Source organism: Trichococcus shcherbakoviae, assembly GCF_963666195.1.
Lineage (GTDB): Bacteria > Bacillota > Bacilli > Lactobacillales > Aerococcaceae > Trichococcus > Trichococcus shcherbakoviae.
Map to the genome: position 1 here is coordinate 669,801 of NZ_OY762653.1, position 15,482 is coordinate 685,282.

The 15,482-nt window shown below is 49.8% G+C and carries 16 protein-coding genes; 5 read left to right on the top strand and 11 right to left on the bottom strand.

Features of this window, described 5'->3' with window-relative positions; genetic code table 11:
* Nucleotides 1-3 precede the first annotated feature (3 nt).
* Both ACKPBX_RS03130 and fni read left to right on the top strand, forming a co-directional pair.
* Complete coding sequence (locus tag ACKPBX_RS03130; RefSeq protein WP_119093414.1) at nt 4-1,119, top strand: phosphomevalonate kinase; 1,116 nt, start codon at nt 4-6, stop codon at nt 1,117-1,119.
* Nucleotides 1,116-2,183, top strand: a complete 1,068-nt coding sequence (fni, locus tag ACKPBX_RS03135) for a type 2 isopentenyl-diphosphate Delta-isomerase (protein WP_319995967.1) — start codon at nt 1,116-1,118, stop codon at nt 2,181-2,183. Before ACKPBX_RS03130 ends, fni begins: the two co-directional genes overlap by 4 nt.
* Nucleotides 2,184-2,369: 186 nt before the next feature.
* On the opposite strand, the gene ACKPBX_RS03140 is transcribed toward fni, so the two are convergent.
* The 3 genes from ACKPBX_RS03140 to ACKPBX_RS03150 form a co-directional block, all read right to left on the bottom strand.
* Nucleotides 2,370-3,395 carry an ABC transporter substrate binding protein gene (locus ACKPBX_RS03140; protein WP_319995968.1) on the bottom strand — a complete coding sequence of 342 codons (1,026 nt, stop codon included), beginning with the start codon at nt 3,393-3,395 and terminating at the stop codon, nt 2,370-2,372.
* Between the two features lie 378 nt (nt 3,396-3,773).
* A complete protein-coding gene (locus tag ACKPBX_RS03145; RefSeq protein WP_119093411.1) occupies nt 3,774-4,097 on the bottom strand; it encodes a branched-chain amino acid transport AzlD family protein in 324 nt (107 codons plus the stop codon).
* On the bottom strand, nt 4,090-4,794 hold the full coding sequence (locus ACKPBX_RS03150; protein ID WP_319995969.1) for an AzlC family ABC transporter permease: 705 nt from the start codon (nt 4,792-4,794) through the stop codon (nt 4,090-4,092). Before ACKPBX_RS03150 ends, ACKPBX_RS03145 begins: the two co-directional genes overlap by 8 nt.
* 168 nt (nt 4,795-4,962) lie before the next feature.
* Between ACKPBX_RS03150 and ACKPBX_RS03155 the strand changes: the two genes are divergently transcribed.
* Complete coding sequence (locus ACKPBX_RS03155) at nt 4,963-5,667, top strand: MgtC/SapB family protein (protein ID WP_319995970.1); 705 nt, start codon at nt 4,963-4,965, stop codon at nt 5,665-5,667.
* Nucleotides 5,668-5,940: 273 nt separating this feature from the next.
* On the opposite strand, the gene ACKPBX_RS03160 is transcribed toward ACKPBX_RS03155, so the two are convergent.
* Both ACKPBX_RS03160 and rpiA read right to left on the bottom strand, forming a co-directional pair.
* Complete coding sequence (locus tag ACKPBX_RS03160; RefSeq protein ID WP_319995971.1) at nt 5,941-7,242, bottom strand: pyrimidine-nucleoside phosphorylase; 1,302 nt, start codon at nt 7,240-7,242, stop codon at nt 5,941-5,943.
* A gap of 78 nt (nt 7,243-7,320) precedes the next feature.
* On the bottom strand, nt 7,321-7,998 hold the full coding sequence (gene rpiA, locus ACKPBX_RS03165; protein ID WP_086627193.1) for a ribose-5-phosphate isomerase RpiA: 678 nt from the start codon (nt 7,996-7,998) through the stop codon (nt 7,321-7,323).
* A gap of 289 nt (nt 7,999-8,287) precedes the next feature.
* On the opposite strand from rpiA, the gene ACKPBX_RS03170 reads away from it, so the two are divergent.
* Both ACKPBX_RS03170 and sdaAA read left to right on the top strand, forming a co-directional pair.
* Nucleotides 8,288-8,968 (top strand): serine dehydratase beta chain, encoded by a 681-nt coding sequence (locus ACKPBX_RS03170; RefSeq protein WP_119093406.1) that lies wholly within the window; start codon nt 8,288-8,290, stop codon nt 8,966-8,968.
* Between the two features lie 18 nt (nt 8,969-8,986).
* Nucleotides 8,987-9,925 (top strand): L-serine ammonia-lyase, iron-sulfur-dependent, subunit alpha, encoded by a 939-nt coding sequence (gene sdaAA / locus ACKPBX_RS03175; protein ID WP_140185235.1) that lies wholly within the window; start codon nt 8,987-8,989, stop codon nt 9,923-9,925.
* Between the two features lie 478 nt (nt 9,926-10,403).
* Here sdaAA and ACKPBX_RS03180 read toward each other — a convergent pair whose 3' ends face one another.
* From ACKPBX_RS03180 to ACKPBX_RS03205, 6 genes are all read right to left on the bottom strand, one after another.
* On the bottom strand, nt 10,404-10,781 hold the full coding sequence (locus ACKPBX_RS03180; RefSeq protein WP_140185236.1) for a Rid family detoxifying hydrolase: 378 nt from the start codon (nt 10,779-10,781) through the stop codon (nt 10,404-10,406).
* Between the two features lie 135 nt (nt 10,782-10,916).
* Complete coding sequence (locus ACKPBX_RS03185) at nt 10,917-11,420, bottom strand: cyclophilin-like fold protein (protein ID WP_233442712.1); 504 nt, start codon at nt 11,418-11,420, stop codon at nt 10,917-10,919.
* 181 nt (nt 11,421-11,601) lie between these two features.
* A complete protein-coding gene (locus ACKPBX_RS03190; RefSeq protein ID WP_319995972.1) occupies nt 11,602-12,672 on the bottom strand; it encodes an ABC transporter substrate-binding protein in 1,071 nt (356 codons plus the stop codon).
* A complete protein-coding gene (locus ACKPBX_RS03195; RefSeq protein ID WP_086627179.1) occupies nt 12,669-13,520 on the bottom strand; it encodes an ABC transporter permease in 852 nt (283 codons plus the stop codon). Before ACKPBX_RS03195 ends, ACKPBX_RS03190 begins: the two co-directional genes overlap by 4 nt.
* Entirely contained in the window at nt 13,517-14,332 is an 816-nt protein-coding gene (locus tag ACKPBX_RS03200; RefSeq protein WP_319995973.1) for an ABC transporter permease, read from the bottom strand. The genes ACKPBX_RS03195 and ACKPBX_RS03200 overlap by 4 nt, the downstream gene beginning before the upstream one ends.
* A gap of 12 nt (nt 14,333-14,344) precedes the next feature.
* Nucleotides 14,345-15,433 (bottom strand): ABC transporter ATP-binding protein, encoded by a 1,089-nt coding sequence (locus ACKPBX_RS03205; RefSeq protein WP_086627175.1) that lies wholly within the window; start codon nt 15,431-15,433, stop codon nt 14,345-14,347.
* Nucleotides 15,434-15,482 lie beyond the last annotated feature (49 nt).

Here is a 15,482-nt window from a genome sequence, read left to right on the forward strand (position 1 = left end):
CGTATGACTGTAACAGAAGCAAGTGCTCCGGGTAAATTGTTCATCGCCGGAGAATATGCGGTAGTGACGCCGGGCCATCCGTCGATTTTGGTCGCCTTGGATCAGTTCATTACAGTGTCTTTGGAAGAAGCCGATACGACCGGAACGATCCGGTCGGCGCAGTATGGCGGTTTGCCTATTCCTTGGACCCGCGAAGAAGATCAGTTGGTCATCGACCAGCGCGAAAATCCGTTCCTCTACATCACCGAAGCTGTCAAGGTGACGGAACGCTATATCAAAGAAACCGGGGTACCGTTATCCTATTTCCATCTTTCCGTGAAGAGCGAGTTGGACAACGCCAGCGGGAAAAAATACGGGCTGGGATCGAGCGGTGCGGTGACGGTCGCGACGATCAAAGCGTTGCTGAAATTTTATGCGATCGATCCGGATTTTGAGTTGGTCTACAAATTGGCTGCTTTGGCGCATCTATCCGTCAAAAGCAACGGCTCTTTCGGTGATATTGCCGCAAGCACCTACGGCGGCTGGATCGCTTATGCCTGCTTCGACAGGGAATGGGTAATGAAACAAGCAGCCGAGTTGACGCTCACCGAGTTGTTGGAATCACCCTGGCCGCAATTGATGATCCGGCCCTTGACACCACCAGCCAATCTGCGGTTGGTGATCGGCTGGACCGGCTCGCCGGCTTCGACCACCCATCTTGTCGACCGCGTCAACGATGTCCGTGGAGGCATCGACGATTATTACAAAACTTTCCTGGAGGCCAGCAAAAAGTGCGTTAATGCCATGATCACCGCTTTCGAAAAAGCCGATCTGCAGGCGATTCAGGCAGGCATCCGCGAGAACCGTTTGTTGTTGCAGCAATTGACTGCGCATACCGGCGTCGTCATCGAGACACCCCCATTGACGCAGTTATGCGACTTGGCCGAAAAGAATCTGGGTGCGGCAAAATCATCCGGTGCTGGCGGTGGAGACTGCGGCATCGTCATCATCGATAGGCAATCGGGCATCATCCCCTTGATTTCCGAATGGGAAAAAGTCGGGATCATGAACTTGCCGCTGCATGTCTTCAGCTACGTTAGAAGTGCAGCAGCCATCGAATGGAAAGGAGCTTCCGAATGACGCTTGATTCAAACAGAAAAGACCAGCATGTCGATCTGGCCGAAAAACAGTATCAGCCAGCCGACCTTTCCGATTTCGGGAAGATGCGCTTTGTTCATCACTCTTTGCCCAATTTGAAAGTGGCGGACATTTCCTTGCATACGGAGTTTGCCGGGATGAGCTTGGCTGCGCCTTTCTACATCAACGGCATGACCGGCGGCAGCGAACGGACCAAACAGATCAATGCCGATCTGGCGACTGTCGCGAAAATGACCGGCTTGGCGATGGCTTCCGGCTCCGTCAGTGCGGCGTTGAAGGACCCCAGCGTAAGCGACAGCTTTGCAATCATCCGCAAGGTGAACCCTAATGGTCAGGTGTTCGCGAATATCGGCGCCCACCATTCGCTTGAGAATGCCAAGCGCGCTGTGGATATTCTCGAGGCCGATGCTTTGCAGATTCACATCAATGCACCGCAGGAAATGATCATGCCGGAAGGCGACCGTGATTTCACGATGTGGCTGCGCCAGATCGAGGAGATCACAGCGCATGTCGGCGTCCCCGTCATCGTGAAGGAAGTCGGTTTCGGCATGAGTCGGGAAACAATCGCGCAGCTGATTGCTGTAGGTGTCCGGACGATCGATGTCTCCGGCAAAGGTGGCACGAACTTTGCGGCGATCGAAAACGCAAGGCGGACAGCACTAGCCTATGATGAGTTGGAAAACTGGGGCCAATCGACTTTGATTTCGCTGTTGGAAGCCGATGCTCACCGCGGAAAAGCGGAGTTCCTTGCATCAGGCGGCATCAAAACACCGCTGGACATCGTCAAGGCTTTGAGCTTGGGCGCGAAGGCTGTCGGACTTTCCGGCCAGTTCCTGCATATGGTACTGAGCAATGGACCGGAGAAGACTGCCGAAACGGTCGAAGCTTGGAAGGAACAGATCACGACGGTGATGGCGATGCTTGGCAAAACATCGGTTGCCAATCTGGCTCGGACGGATCTCATCTTCCAAAGGGACATCATCGACTGGTGCGAGATGCGCGGGATCGACTACCGTCAGTACGCCAATCGTTCAGTAAAAAGTTGAATATAATATAAACGCGCCAGCGAACGGTAGGAAGATACTGATCGTTGGCGCGTTTTTGTTTTTTTGATCCGTTCGACCGACAGATCAGTTTTTCTCCGCATCCGGTAACCTCAGCTCACGCCTACCCAGTGCCACTCCAAAAAAAGAAGCTCATCCGCAATTGGATGAGCCCCCCATATATGACTATTATTCAGCCAATTCCACAAACACCGCATCGGCTTTGACGTCTTCCGGAATCGTCAAGCCCAGTTCGTCCACTTTGGCTTGGTTGATGTAAACGGAATTCTCTTTGACCAGTTGGACCGGATAAGTCGCCGGGTCAGCGCCTTTCAGGATGTCGACCGCGATTTGGCCGATCTGGGTGCCCATGCCGTATTGGCTTGGCGCGAAAGTCGCAACACCGCCGTCTTTCACCATCGTATCAGCTGCCGGGAAAACCGGGATGCCGAACGCATCGGCCGCATCCACCAAGGTTGCCATCCCGCTCGCGATGACATTGTCATTCGGTACGTAGATTGCGTCCACTTCTTTAGCCAGACTTTCCGCCGCTTGGGCGATGTCGTTCGAAGTAGTGATCGTTCTCGTGACGACATCGAAGCCTAAATCTGCTGCCGCTTGCTCAGCGCGTTGGCCGGAGATGATCGCATTGTCTTCGGCAGTCGTGTACATGACACCGATTGTTGTGGCATCCGGCAGGAATTGCTTGATCAAAGCCATCTGCTCGTTCGAAGGTGTCCGGTTCGACAGCCCCGTTGCATTGCTGCCGGGAATTTCCAAGGATTCAACCAGTCCAGCGCCGACTGGATCCTGGACCGCGCCAAGGATCACCGGAATCTCATCTGAGGCATTCTTCAGCGCTTGCGCGGCTGGCGTCGCGACGCCGATCATGATGTCTGCGTCATGGCTGACGAAGCTTTCGGCGATCGATTTCATGTTCGCCTGGTCCCCTTGCGCATTCTGGAAATCGATGGTGGCATTCTCGCCGTCGACATAGCCGGCCGCCGCCAACTCATCCAGGATGCCTTCCGTGATCTGATCCAAGGCTGGATGCGTCGTCAACTGCAGGATGCCGATATAAACCTGTTCCTGTTCGCTTTCATTTGTAGCCGCAGAAGAATCATTTTCCGACGCTGTGTTTCCGCAAGCAGCCAACAACCCGATCGCCACTACCGAGCTCAATCGCAACATATTTTTCATCCCATTTTTCATCATCCATATTCCTCCATTTTTATATTTTCTTTTTCTGCACATCATAATCCGGATAAAAAAGCGTTTTTGGATACAAAAAAACCGCAGAGACCCTGATAGTCTTTGCGGTGATGGTTTCCTGAATAAGTAAAAGAAGGAAAAATCCGCATAGACGCTAATCCAGATTAAATCTGAGGTTGCATCTATGGACAGTCCTGTCACACGATCAACCTACACTATGCGGCTTTGCCAGCTTTTTCCGTTCATTGCTGTAACACGCGTGATCGTTTGCATTCGACTGCCTCCTCTTCTTTTATGCATTCATCATAATCAAGAAACAAAAGTATGTCAACAGAATTATGAAAATAAGATGGCAAAGCAATTAAAAAAAGGAAAGTAAAATCAAAGTACCCACACCATCAGACTGATGCCCACGATGCCGACGATGACGGAGAGAATCATATTTTTCGAATAATAAGCCACCACTGCAGTCACAAGCGACGGCAATAGTTTGGCGTTTCCCAATATATTCAAGGAAACATTGCCTTCCCAGAAAAAGATATCCGAAGCGATCAATGCCGAAAAGATGGAAACCGGCAGGAAGCTCATCCATTTCTGGAACCAGATTGGAATCCGCGCGTTCTTCAAGGCAACAATCGGGAGCCATCTGGGCAGAAAAGTCACCAAACCGCCACCCAAAATGAGCCATAATGCTTTATCATCCACGCAAAATCCCCTCCTTTTCGTCTTTCTTATTCTGAAGGTACAGCCCAAATCCGGAGGCCAGAATCGACGTCAGGACGATGGCGATGTTATGGTGCAGCAGACTCATCAACAGGACTGCTATGATGCTGGAAAATACAGCCGTCCAGAACACGATACGGTTCTCAATCTGGGAAATGAGCAGGAAGATGAACATCGCAATGAGGATGTAATTCATCACAACCGGCGACAAAGCGATGCTCTTACCGGCCATCGCCCCGATCCCGGTGCTCAAAATCCAGGTAGCGTAGGCCGTGAGATTTGCGGCAATTGCTTTCGTTGGATTCCACATGCCTTCGGTTTTGAAATACAGCGTGTTGACAGCGAACGATTCATCGGTGATCGTCTGCGCAAAGAATATGCTGAAAACCGTGCTCTTCTCGCGGATTCTGTGGGCCAGGCTTGAACTCATCAAGAGATGCCTCAGATTGATGAAAAAGATCATGATCACCATTTCCAGTAGACCTGCCCCTGCCGCAGTCATCGAAGCGATCATGAACTGCGAAGCGCCCCCGTAGATGATCAGGCTCATCAGCATGACAGCCAACCAATGATAGCCGGCTTGCTGCAGCAGCACCCCGCAGGCCAAACCCATCGGAATGTAACCGAAACAAACCGGATAGATGGCTTTCATCCCAGCCAGCCACTCTTTTTTCGACATATTGTCCCTCCTCTAATCAAAAATTCATGTTAATTCCCATTTTATCACATGAGGAAGGAAGAATCGGCGTGATTCTGCATATTTTCAGAAAATCGTCATTTCCTTTTACAGAATACTGCAGATGCTTTAAAATAGAAGAAATGCTCTATTTTGAAAGGGGGGACTGCTGTGTATTCCATCAGCACATTGGAAATAACGATGCGCTTGCTTGCGGCGGTATTTGTCGGTGGCATCATCGGCTATGAACGCGAAGAGAATCGTCAAGCAGCGGGTCTGCGTACGAACATCATCGTTTCCGTTTCAGCTTGCCTCATCACCTTGATTCAGCTCGAGATCGCTTTTTACAGTCTGAACTTGGCGATTGCGAATCCGGATATCGCATCCAGCATCACGGTCGACTTCACGCGCATCATCGCCCAGATCGTCAGCGGTATCGGGTTCCTCGGCGCCGGCACGATCCTCATCACCAAACGGGATACGGTCACCGGCCTGACATCGGCAGCAACGATTTGGACGGTCGCCGGTCTCGGGATTGCCGTCGGGATGGGTTATTATTTCCTATCTTTCATCGGCTGCCTGATTCTTTATGTCGTTCTGCATATCATCAAAAAACTCAGGACTTCCATCGGCGGGCTGCATGTGGAAATCCATTATCGCCACCAGGATTTGAAGAAAGCGATCGAATTGTTCCTTTCCGAGAACAACATCGAGACTTCGGACATGAAGTTTCTGATCGAGAATCCGGAGAGCGATTACCCGAAATATATCGTCATCTACGGAATCGATTTGCCGCATTACTACAAGAAAAAGGATCTGGTGAACGATCTGATGAACATGAGCAAGGACATCACGAACGTAACCTTCGACCAATAGGAAAAGCGGTACAAGCCCGCTCTGCCTCGAAAGAAATTTAGGAAATCTGGTCCTGAATGAGCATCGCAGAGCGCAATGGGTCAGATTTATCTAATTTCCGAGAGGCAGGCTTGTACCGCTAGACATCATTTTTGATGCATGAAATATTTTACAAACCCGTAAAACATCTACAGTGATGCACCTTTGGATTGAAAATGTTTTATACTTGTCTAATATTTAAAAAGCATCCGAACTGCACACATTTTATCGTGTGCGGCTCGGATGCTTTTGTGTTCAATCTAAGATGACACTGTGGATCAGCGTGATTTCTTTTTGTTCTTCACCGATGGAATAGGCTTCCTGGATCAGCTTTTCGGCCTGACCGAAATCTGCTTTGTTGGCGAACATTCTGACGATTGCTTCGCCTTTTTGAACTGGATCACCGACTTTTTTCAGAATCTTCAGTCCAGCCGACAGATCGATCGTGCTTTCTTTCGTGGCGCGTCCAGCCCCTAAAAGCATAGCGGCCACTCCGATATCATCCGCAACGATTTCCGTCACATACCCGGATGCTACTGCCAAAACATCCTGTTGGAGCGAGGCTTGCGGCATCAATGAATAATCATCCACGACTGCCGGGTTCCCGCCTTGGGAGGCTACAAAAACTTTGAATTTCTCCAAGGCTTTGCCGTTGCGGAGGTTTTCTGTCACAAGTGCACGGGCTTCAGCCAAATCAGCCGATTTCCCGCCCAGATAGACCATCTGGCTTCCCAATTCGATACAGAGCGCCTCCAGGTCTTTCGGCCCGTTGCCCTTCAACGTTTCGATCGCTACTTCAACTTCCAAGGCGTTCCCTACAGCCACACCCAAAGGCTGGCTCATGTCGGAAATGATCGCCATCGTTTTGCGGCCGGCCAGATTGCCGATTTTGACCATCGCATGGGCAAGTGCCCGCGCATCCTCTTCCGTCTTCATGAACGCTCCGGCTCCGATTTTCACATCGAGCACGATCGCATCCGCACCGGCTGCGATTTTTTTGCACATGATCGAACTTGCGATCAGCGGCAATGAGTTCACGGTTCCGGTCACATCCCGCAGCGCATATAATTTTTTGTCTGCAGGGCAGAGGTTGCCGGATTGCCCGATTACGGCGACCTTGTTTTCATTCACGATGGACGCAAAGGTCGCTTCGTCGATCTCCACGTGGAAGCCGGGGATCGATTCCAGTTTATCCAGCGTTCCGCCTGTATGCCCCAGTCCGCGTCCGCTCATTTTCGCTACCGGCACGCCGCAGCTGGCGACCAATGGAGCCAAAACCAACGTCGTCGTGTCGCCGACGCCACCGGTTGAATGTTTGTCGACTTTTATTCCTTCAATGGCGGAAAGATCGATCTGATCGCCGGACTCAGCCATGGCCATCGTCAATTCCATCCGCTCCTCATCGGTCATGTCCTGGAAAAATACGGCCATCGCCCATGCGCTCATCTGATAATCAGGGATCGACCCATCCGTGTAGCCATCGATGATGAAACGGATCTCTTCTTTCGTCAATGCTTTGCCTTCTTGTTTCTTGATAATTAAATCTACCATTCTCATAGGCTTTTCCTCCATCTGAATCTGACTTTTCGAATATCAAGCACAGCGCAAAACGTTTTTGTGCATCTGAGTTGAAGCTTATCTTTTCGCTTCGATCACTTTCACGCCGTCTTTTGTACCGACCAAAACGGTATCCACACAATCCAGGAACAAACCATGCTCCACGACACCGGTCAGATGGATCAGGTCCTCGGCAAGTGCCTTCGGATCCAAAATTTCACCCAGATGCAGATCGATGATGTTATTCTTCTCATCAGTCAAATAATAGTCCCCGGTTGCCGTCTTACGGAATTCCGGATTGTAGCCTTTTTCGTTGAATTTATTGAACAGTTGGATCGATCCGTAGCAGACAACTTCCACTGGCAGCGGGAATGCGCCCAGATGTTTCACCATTTTGCTTTCATCGACGATCCAGATGACTTTCTTGGAATTATCGGCAACGATCTTTTCGAACAGCAAGGCTCCGCCGCCGCCTTTGATCCCTTGGAAATCTTCGCTGATTTCATCGGCTCCGTCCACTGTGATGTCGATGCAAGTAACTTCATCCACACTCTTCAACGGAATCCCTAACGACTCAGCCAATTCCTTCGTTTGGATAGAAGTCGTCACCCCAGTGATCTTCAATCCTTCCTCGTTCACACGTCTACCGATTTCCTTCACAAAATAATAAGCAGTCGAGCCCGTCCCCAGACCTACTGTCATACCGTCTTTGATGTATTCTGCAGCTTTTAATCCAACCAGTTCTTTTAGTTCCATTTTCTCACGCGTTCCTTTCAGGATGATGAGGTCATTATATCATATGAAAAGGAAGCGTTACTATGCCGGAATGCCGATAATGAGAGAGCTTTTGCAATACCACATGAAAATTTCATTTTATGGATGAATCAGAAAGACACACACATTGTCCAGGTAATTTAATTTCTCGATTATTATTCATGTGTCATTAGAATCTGCTAAAAAGCGTGTTGGCGTCCTGTCATTCCTACAGCCTTTTCGCTATAATGAAATGCAAGCTTTCACGAATCGATAAGGAAAGGGGATCTTCATGAGCCATACATTCAGAAGCATATTCGACATCATCGGACCGGTGATGGTCGGCCCTTCCAGTTCGCATACTGCCGGCGCCCTGGCATTGGGGAAAGCGGCGGCGCAGCTGTTCGAGGTCAAGCCGAAAAAGGTCACGATCCACTACTACGAATCGTTCGCGGATACCCATCTCGGGCACGGCACCGATTTTGCGATCCTCGGCGGCATACTTGGTTTTGCGGCGGATGATCCGATGATTCCGCAATCCCTGAAGATGGCCGAATCCCAAAAGATAGCCGTGACATTCATCGAAGAGATCGGCGACTCCCCCGTCGGCCACCCGAACACAGCCAAGATGGTGTTGGAACGGGACAAGAAAAAAATATCCGTCACGGGCAGTTCCATCGGGGGCGGCTCGATCGTCCTGAACCATGTTGCCATCGACAACTTTTCGATGCGTTTGGATGCGCATCTGCCTATCTATTTCATCCATCAGAATACGCTCCAATACCATCTTTACAGCGAGGCAGAATGGCAGAATTATTTCGCATTCAAAGGCTATCCCCTGAATGATATCCGCATTTTCAGGGAGAGCGATACCGAATGGGTCATCCTCTATCTGGATACGGTCCCCACCAAAGAAATAATCTACGAAATCAACGAGCTGCCTTTCATCGAAAAGGCGATATTGATAAGTTAGGAAAGAAGGAATACGGCTTTGTACAATAAGATTGCAGAACTGGTTACGGCCGCGGAGGAAAGCGGCAAACCGATTTCCGAATTGATGCTGCTGCAGGAAATGGCCAAGAGCCACCGAACGCGCGAGGATATTTGGGAACAGATGCGCAACAATTACCACGTCATGAAAGCCGCTGTCGAAAAAGGCTTAACTGGCGATGGCGTATTTTCCCCCACTGGTTTGACAGGCGGCGAAGCCGTGAAACTGCGGAACTACCGCCAACGCGGCAATACCCTTTCAGGCGACGACCTGCTGATTGCAGTGGAGAGCGCCATCGCCACGAACGAAGTCAATGCTTCGTTGGGCATCATCTGCGCCACTCCGACTGCCGGTTCATCGGGGACTTTGCCCGGTGTTATGTTCGCGATCAAGGACAAGCTTGGGCTGACGGAGGAGCAGATGGTCCAAATGCTCTTCTGCGCCAGCGGGTTCGGCATGGTGATCGCCAACAATGCCATGATCGCGGGAGCCGCTGGAGGCTGCCAGGCCGAAGTCGGGAGTGCGTCCGGGATGGCAGCCGCTGCTGCCGTCGAAATCGCGGGTGGCACGCCAGAGCAGGCATCGGAAGCGATGGCGATGGCCATCAGCAATCTGCTCGGACTCGTCTGCGATCCGGTTGCCGGACTGGTGGAAATCCCCTGCGTCAAGCGCAATGCGATCGGTGCAGTCAACGCCTTGATCAGCGCCGATATGGCCTTGGCCGGACTGACGAACAAGATACCCGCCGACGATGTGATCGAAGCGATGCGCAAAGTCGGAAAAAACCTTCCCGCTTCCCTGCGCGAAACCGGCTTGGGCGGCCTTGCAGCCACCCGTGAAGGCGTACGCCTGAAAATGATGATCTTCGGCCAGCAGCTGGAAGTCAAGCCGGAATGGGTGGATGATCAGCCACCGGTCAAAGCGAATCCATTCGAATAGTGGGCGTCTCTCTCCTAATTGATTGACCTGAGATTCATCGTGCTGCATCCACATCAATGCTAGGAATGTCTAATAAAGCGGAAGAATCGGACATACAGAACACATTCAGATCGATTGTTGTCCGATATCTCATATGAATCGGACATCCCGAACACGTCCAGATCCAAACTTGTCCGATAACCCGCATGAATCGGACATCCCGAACACGTCCAGATCCAAACTTGTCCGATAACCCGCATGAATCGGACATCCCGAACACGTCCAGATCCAAACTTGTCCGATAACCCGCATGAATCGGACATCCCGAACACGTCCAGATCCAAACTTGTCCGATAACCCGCATGAATCGGACATCCCGAACACGTCCAGATCTAAACTTGTCCGATAACCCGCATGAATCGGACATCCCGAACACAGTCCTATCAAATAAAAGAAGAACGGCTTCTCCAAGTGAGATAGCCGTTCTTCTTTATTAGTATCAGTCTTTTCCTGCGATGGCTTCGATTTCGATGACGGCATCTTTCGGTAAAGCGGCAACCTGCACCAATGAACGGGCTGGTTTATGTTCGCCGAAGAATGCAGTGTATGCGCCGTTGATGGCGTCAAAATCGTTGATGTCCTTCACGAACACGTTGACTTTCACGATCGATTCCAACGATCCGCCGCCCGCTTTGACGATTGTCAAAACATTGTTCAAGCTGGCTGTTGTCGCTGCTGCAGGGTCAGTCACAAGCTCTTTCGTTTCCATATCGATCGGTAATTGTCCGGATGAAAAGATGAAGCCGTTCTTTCTTGTTCCTTGCGAATAAGGTCCGATAGCTGCGGGCGCTTTGTCTGTACTTATGAATTTAGTCAAGAGATTACCTTCTTTCTTTTTAATCTTATTTTAATGATAGCACAACCTTGCGCGGATTGTGAAGCGGAATTTCTGCGACAGACTTATTGAGTATATTGTGAGTGCGTCTGCCAAACCAATACAATCCAACTGATTTCAATCAGAAACCTTGGTAACAGATATTTCCCCTGTCAATTCTTTGATATGTTCTCCCCCTGAAACAGCTATTCCCAAATCATACAACCCCCGATAACGTCCAAAGCTGCCATAATACATGACGACATTTCCCCATGGTTCGAAATATGCAAGTGTGCCAGCAGGACCTTCTGCACTTGGAGTGTTACTGGTATTCAGTTTTGTTGGCGGATAAAATATTTTTTCGTTGTTCCCATAATTCTCCACCATTATTTTCAACGGAAGCTGCTTATAGAGTGATCCTGCCGCAACACTATTATTTAGCATAAATACAACAGTATGCGTGTTATCTTGAATTTGTATCTGCATTTTATCTCCTCCACTCTCAATACCATTTTCTGACGATTGGTTAATCTGTAGTCCTGAGTTCAAATCTATCTCACCTCTTTCAAAAGTTTGTCTAAAGCAAGCGGCTAATAGACAAACTGCGAAGAGCATGAAAGTTAGCAAGATTCTCTTTCTCATTATCCCGCCTCGCTTAAATGAAATTCTAGTATGTTTCTATGCAAGCTTACCTCTTAACCTTAAGATTAAGTCAATATTTTTCTCCACACAAAAAGCGACTTCTCAGCCGCTTTTTGAAGAAAATTAGAATACTGACACTAAAAATGTTAGCTTATCCCCTACCCGCAATTCATCGTATCCTCTATTTCCGGAACATTTTGATTTCGAGGAACAAGTCATTATACGTTCCCAGGGTTTTGGCGCCTAGGTTTTCGTAGACCTCGAGTTTGTCCATGATTTCGTCGGAAGGATAAAACTGTTCGTCGCTGGTGATCTCGGGATCCATCAGCTCGATGGCAGTTTTGTTCGGTGTCGCGTAGCCGACGTATTCCGCATTGATTGCAGCATTTTCAGGTTCCAGCATGAAATTGATGAAGGCATAAGCGCCATCGATATTTCTTGCGGTCTTCGGTATGACGATATTGTCGAACCAGAGATTGGAGCCTTCCTCAGGGATTACGTAATGAAGATTTTCATTTTCCCAGAGCATCTCGCTGGCTTCTCCGGAGAAAGTCACGGCGATGGCCGCCTCCTCCTGGATCATGTACATCTTGATTTCATCGGCAACGATCGCTTTGACGTTCGGCGTAATGTCCTTCAATTTCTCCGCAATCTCAGTCAAGATCATCGGGTCGGTTTCGTTCAGCGAGTAGCCTTCACTTTGGAGGGCCAGCCCCATTACTTCACGCGCCCCGTCGATCAGAAGCAGACTGTTCGCATAGCTCGGATCCCACAGATCGGACCAGGAAGTGATCTCTTCCGTGACCATTTTGTCGTTGTAGATGATGCCCAAGGTTCCCCAGAAATAAGGGATAGAGTATTTGTTGCCTTCGTCGAACGGCAAATCCAGGAAGCGCGGATCGATATTCTCCAGACCATCGATCTTCGAATGGTCCAGTTCGATCAGCAAGCCCTCTTCAGCCATTTTGTCGATCATGTACTCCGAAGGGATACTCAGATCGTAGGCCGTTCCGCCCTGTTTGACTTTGGTGTACATCGCCTCGTTCGAATCGAACGTTTCGTATGAAACTTTATACCCGGACTCCTCTTCGAATTTTGTGATCAGCTCCGGTTCGATATAATCGCCCCAGTTGTAAATCGTCAGCGTATTCCCATCCGAAAAACCTTGCGCTCTGTTCAAGGAGTTAATTCCGAAAGCGATGACCGCACAAGCAAGCAGCACAGCAACCGCCATTCCCATTAATTTTTTCATCCGCGCTTCACCGCCTTATCCGAACCGGCGCGTTTTCCAATCGCCTTTAATTGTTGCGCACGTTTATTGTGCCCGTATTGTTGAATGAAATAGTAGCCCAAGACCAACAGCAGCGTGAACAGGAACATCAGCGCACTGAGCGCATTGATTTCCAGGCTGACACCACGGCGGGCCCGCGAATAGATTTCCACCGCCAAAGTGGTGAAGCCGTTCCCCGTCACGAAAAAGGTAACCGCAAAATCATCCAAGGAATAGGTGAAGGCCATGAAGAAACCGCTCAGGATCCCTGGAGTGATACTCGGGATCAGGATTCTGCTGAACACTTGGCCAGAGCTGGCGCCCAGATCCTGGGCCGCACTGATCATCGAATCGTTCATCTCATAAAGCTTCGGCAGTACCATCAGCACGACGATCGGAATCGAAAAAGCGATGTGCGACAGCAGCACTGAAGAGAATCCCAGCGAAAAGCCGAGCAACGTGAAAAGGATCAACAGGCTCGCCCCGATGATGACGTCAGGGGAAACCATCAACACGTTGTTCAGACTCAGAAGCGCATTTTTGGTGCTGCGTTTTTTTGTGTAATAAATGAAGATTGCACCCATCGTACCGATTGCAGTTGCGCTGAGGGCCGAAAGCAAGGCAACTAAAAATGTGTTCAAAACGATACCGATCAAGCGCGTGTCCTCAAAGACAGCTTGGTAATGCTCCCATGTAAACCCAGTGAAGGAATTCATGGTACCGCCGGCATTGAACGAATAAAAAATCAGATAAAAAATCGGCAGGTACAGCAAGGCGAAAACAAGCGCAAGGAACGCATTGTTCCACTTCGTGTTGGCTGTTGTCTTCATTTAGCTCCCCTGCCTTTCTTCCTTTTGTCACTCGTCAGGGACATGATGGCAATCATGCTGATGATCAGAATGACGCCGATCGTCGATCCCATCCCCCAGTTCTGGGTGACGAGAAAATGCTGCTCAACTGCGGTTCCCAGCGTGATTACCCGGTTTCCGCCGATCAGACGCGTCAGCATGAACAGCGACAACGACGGAATGAAGACGGCCTGAAAGCCACTGCGCACGCCGCTCATCGTCAAAGGAAAGATGACCCGAGTCAACGTCTGCATCCTTGTCGCACCCAAGTCCTCGCTTGCTACGATCAAGGACGGGTTCAGCTCTTCGATCGAATTGAAGATTGGCAGTATCATAAAAGGCAGCTCGATGTAGGCCGCCACGAAAATGAAACTGAAGTCCGTGAACAGGATCTGTTGGGGACTTATGCCCATGAAGCCAAGGAATTGATTGACCGTACCACTCTGACTGAACAAACCGATGAAGGCATAGGCCTTCAGCAAGAGATTGATCCATGTCGGCAGAATGATTAAGGACAGCCAAAGTTGCTTGTGCTGCGTCCGGCTCAGGAACAGCGCCGTCGGGTAACTGATCAGGAAAGTCACGAGGGTGATGATGAACGCATAAAGGAACGAATTCATGGTCATCCGCAGATAATTTCCCGAGCTGAAATAGGTCGCGTAGTTGGCAAACGTTAAGGACCCGGTGATGTCGAAAAAGGACTGATACAGGATCAACAGCATCGGCGCGAGGACAAACAACCCCAACCACAGCACGTAAGGAACAGAATAAAACGCTCTAGAATTTTTCGTCATGTCTCTTCCCCCCTACTCTTCATAACTTTCGAGACGGGCATCGAATTCTTCTTCGGATTCGCCCAGACGCATGACATGGATATCCTGCGGACCGAAATGGAGCCCGACATCCTTGCCGATTTCCGCACGCTTGGTGGAATGGATCATCCACTCGTTTCCGTCCTTGTCGTAGCCGATGATCTCATAGTGGACACCGCGGAACAGCTGCGTATCGATGTTCACGACCAGTTTGCCGTTTTCGACAGTCGTCAACTCCAGATCTTCCGGACGGATGACGATTTCGATTTTTTCGCCCGGCGTGATTCCCGCATCGGAACATTCGAACTCCTTGCCGACGAAGCTGACTTTGTAATCTTCAACCATCTTCCCTGGAACGATATTGCTTTCGCCGATGAAATCTGCGACGAAACGGTCGATCGGTTCATCATAAATATCCACAGGTGTGCCACTCTGGACAATCTCGCCTTTGTTCATGACGAAAATCCAATCGCTCATGGCCAATGCCTCTTCCTGATCGTGCGTAACAAAAATGAAGGTGATGCCAAGACGCTGCTGCAGTTCCCTCAGTTCGTACTGCATATCCGTGCGCAGCTTCAAGTCCAAAGCCGACAACGGTTCATCCAACAGCAGCACATCCGGTTCGTTGACGATGGCCCTGGCGATTGCAACGCGCTGTTGCTGGCCGCCCGACATTTCGCTGATTTCGCGATTCTCATAGCCCTCAAGTTGAACCATTTTCAGGGCTTCCTCAACTTTCAGCTTGACCTGGTCCTTGGGCATTTTTTTGATCGTCAGCCCAAATGCGATGTTATCGAAAACATTCATATGGGGGAACAATGCGTAGTCCTGGAAAACGGTATTGACTTTGCGACGGTTCGCCGGTATGTCATTCACCGTTTCGCCATTGATTTTGATGATGCCTTCCGTAGCGTCCGCGAAGCCGGCAATCAAACGCAGAATAGTCGTCTTCCCGCAGCCGGATGGTCCCAAAAGTGTGTAAAATTTACCTTTTTCAAGTTCAAAGCTAATATCGTGCAATACAGTTTCATCATCGTATACTTTTTTTACATTCTCCAAAGTAATGATCGGTTTGTCAGTCATTTTCTCCCGCCTTTATCGTTTATTTGTGGGCGCTGAACAATCACTCCGA

What these genes read in the sequence shown, in the direction of transcription:
- ACKPBX_RS03130 (WP_119093414.1), top strand. Translation starts at nt 4, where the DNA reads ATGACTGTAACAGAAGCAAGTGCTCCGGGTAAATTGTTCATCGCCGGA.
- fni (WP_319995967.1), top strand. Translation starts at nt 1,116, where the DNA reads ATGACGCTTGATTCAAACAGAAAAGACCAGCATGTCGATCTGGCCGAA.
- ACKPBX_RS03140 (WP_319995968.1), bottom strand. Translation starts at nt 3,395, where the DNA reads ATGATGAAAAATGGGATGAAAAATATGTTGCGATTGAGCTCGGTAGTG.
- ACKPBX_RS03150 (WP_319995969.1), bottom strand. Translation starts at nt 4,794, where the DNA reads ATGTCGAAAAAAGAGTGGCTGGCTGGGATGAAAGCCATCTATCCGGTT.
- ACKPBX_RS03160 (WP_319995971.1), bottom strand. Translation starts at nt 7,242, where the DNA reads ATGAGAATGGTAGATTTAATTATCAAGAAACAAGAAGGCAAAGCATTG.
- rpiA (WP_086627193.1), bottom strand. Translation starts at nt 7,998, where the DNA reads ATGGAACTAAAAGAACTGGTTGGATTAAAAGCTGCAGAATACATCAAA.
- ACKPBX_RS03170 (WP_119093406.1), top strand. Translation starts at nt 8,288, where the DNA reads ATGAGCCATACATTCAGAAGCATATTCGACATCATCGGACCGGTGATG.
- ACKPBX_RS03185 (WP_233442712.1), bottom strand. Translation starts at nt 11,420, where the DNA reads ATGAGAAAGAGAATCTTGCTAACTTTCATGCTCTTCGCAGTTTGTCTA.
- ACKPBX_RS03190 (WP_319995972.1), bottom strand. Translation starts at nt 12,672, where the DNA reads ATGAAAAAATTAATGGGAATGGCGGTTGCTGTGCTGCTTGCTTGTGCG.
- ACKPBX_RS03195 (WP_086627179.1), bottom strand. Translation starts at nt 13,520, where the DNA reads ATGAAGACAACAGCCAACACGAAGTGGAACAATGCGTTCCTTGCGCTT.
- ACKPBX_RS03200 (WP_319995973.1), bottom strand. Translation starts at nt 14,332, where the DNA reads ATGACGAAAAATTCTAGAGCGTTTTATTCTGTTCCTTACGTGCTGTGG.
- ACKPBX_RS03205 (WP_086627175.1), bottom strand. Translation starts at nt 15,433, where the DNA reads ATGACTGACAAACCGATCATTACTTTGGAGAATGTAAAAAAAGTATAC.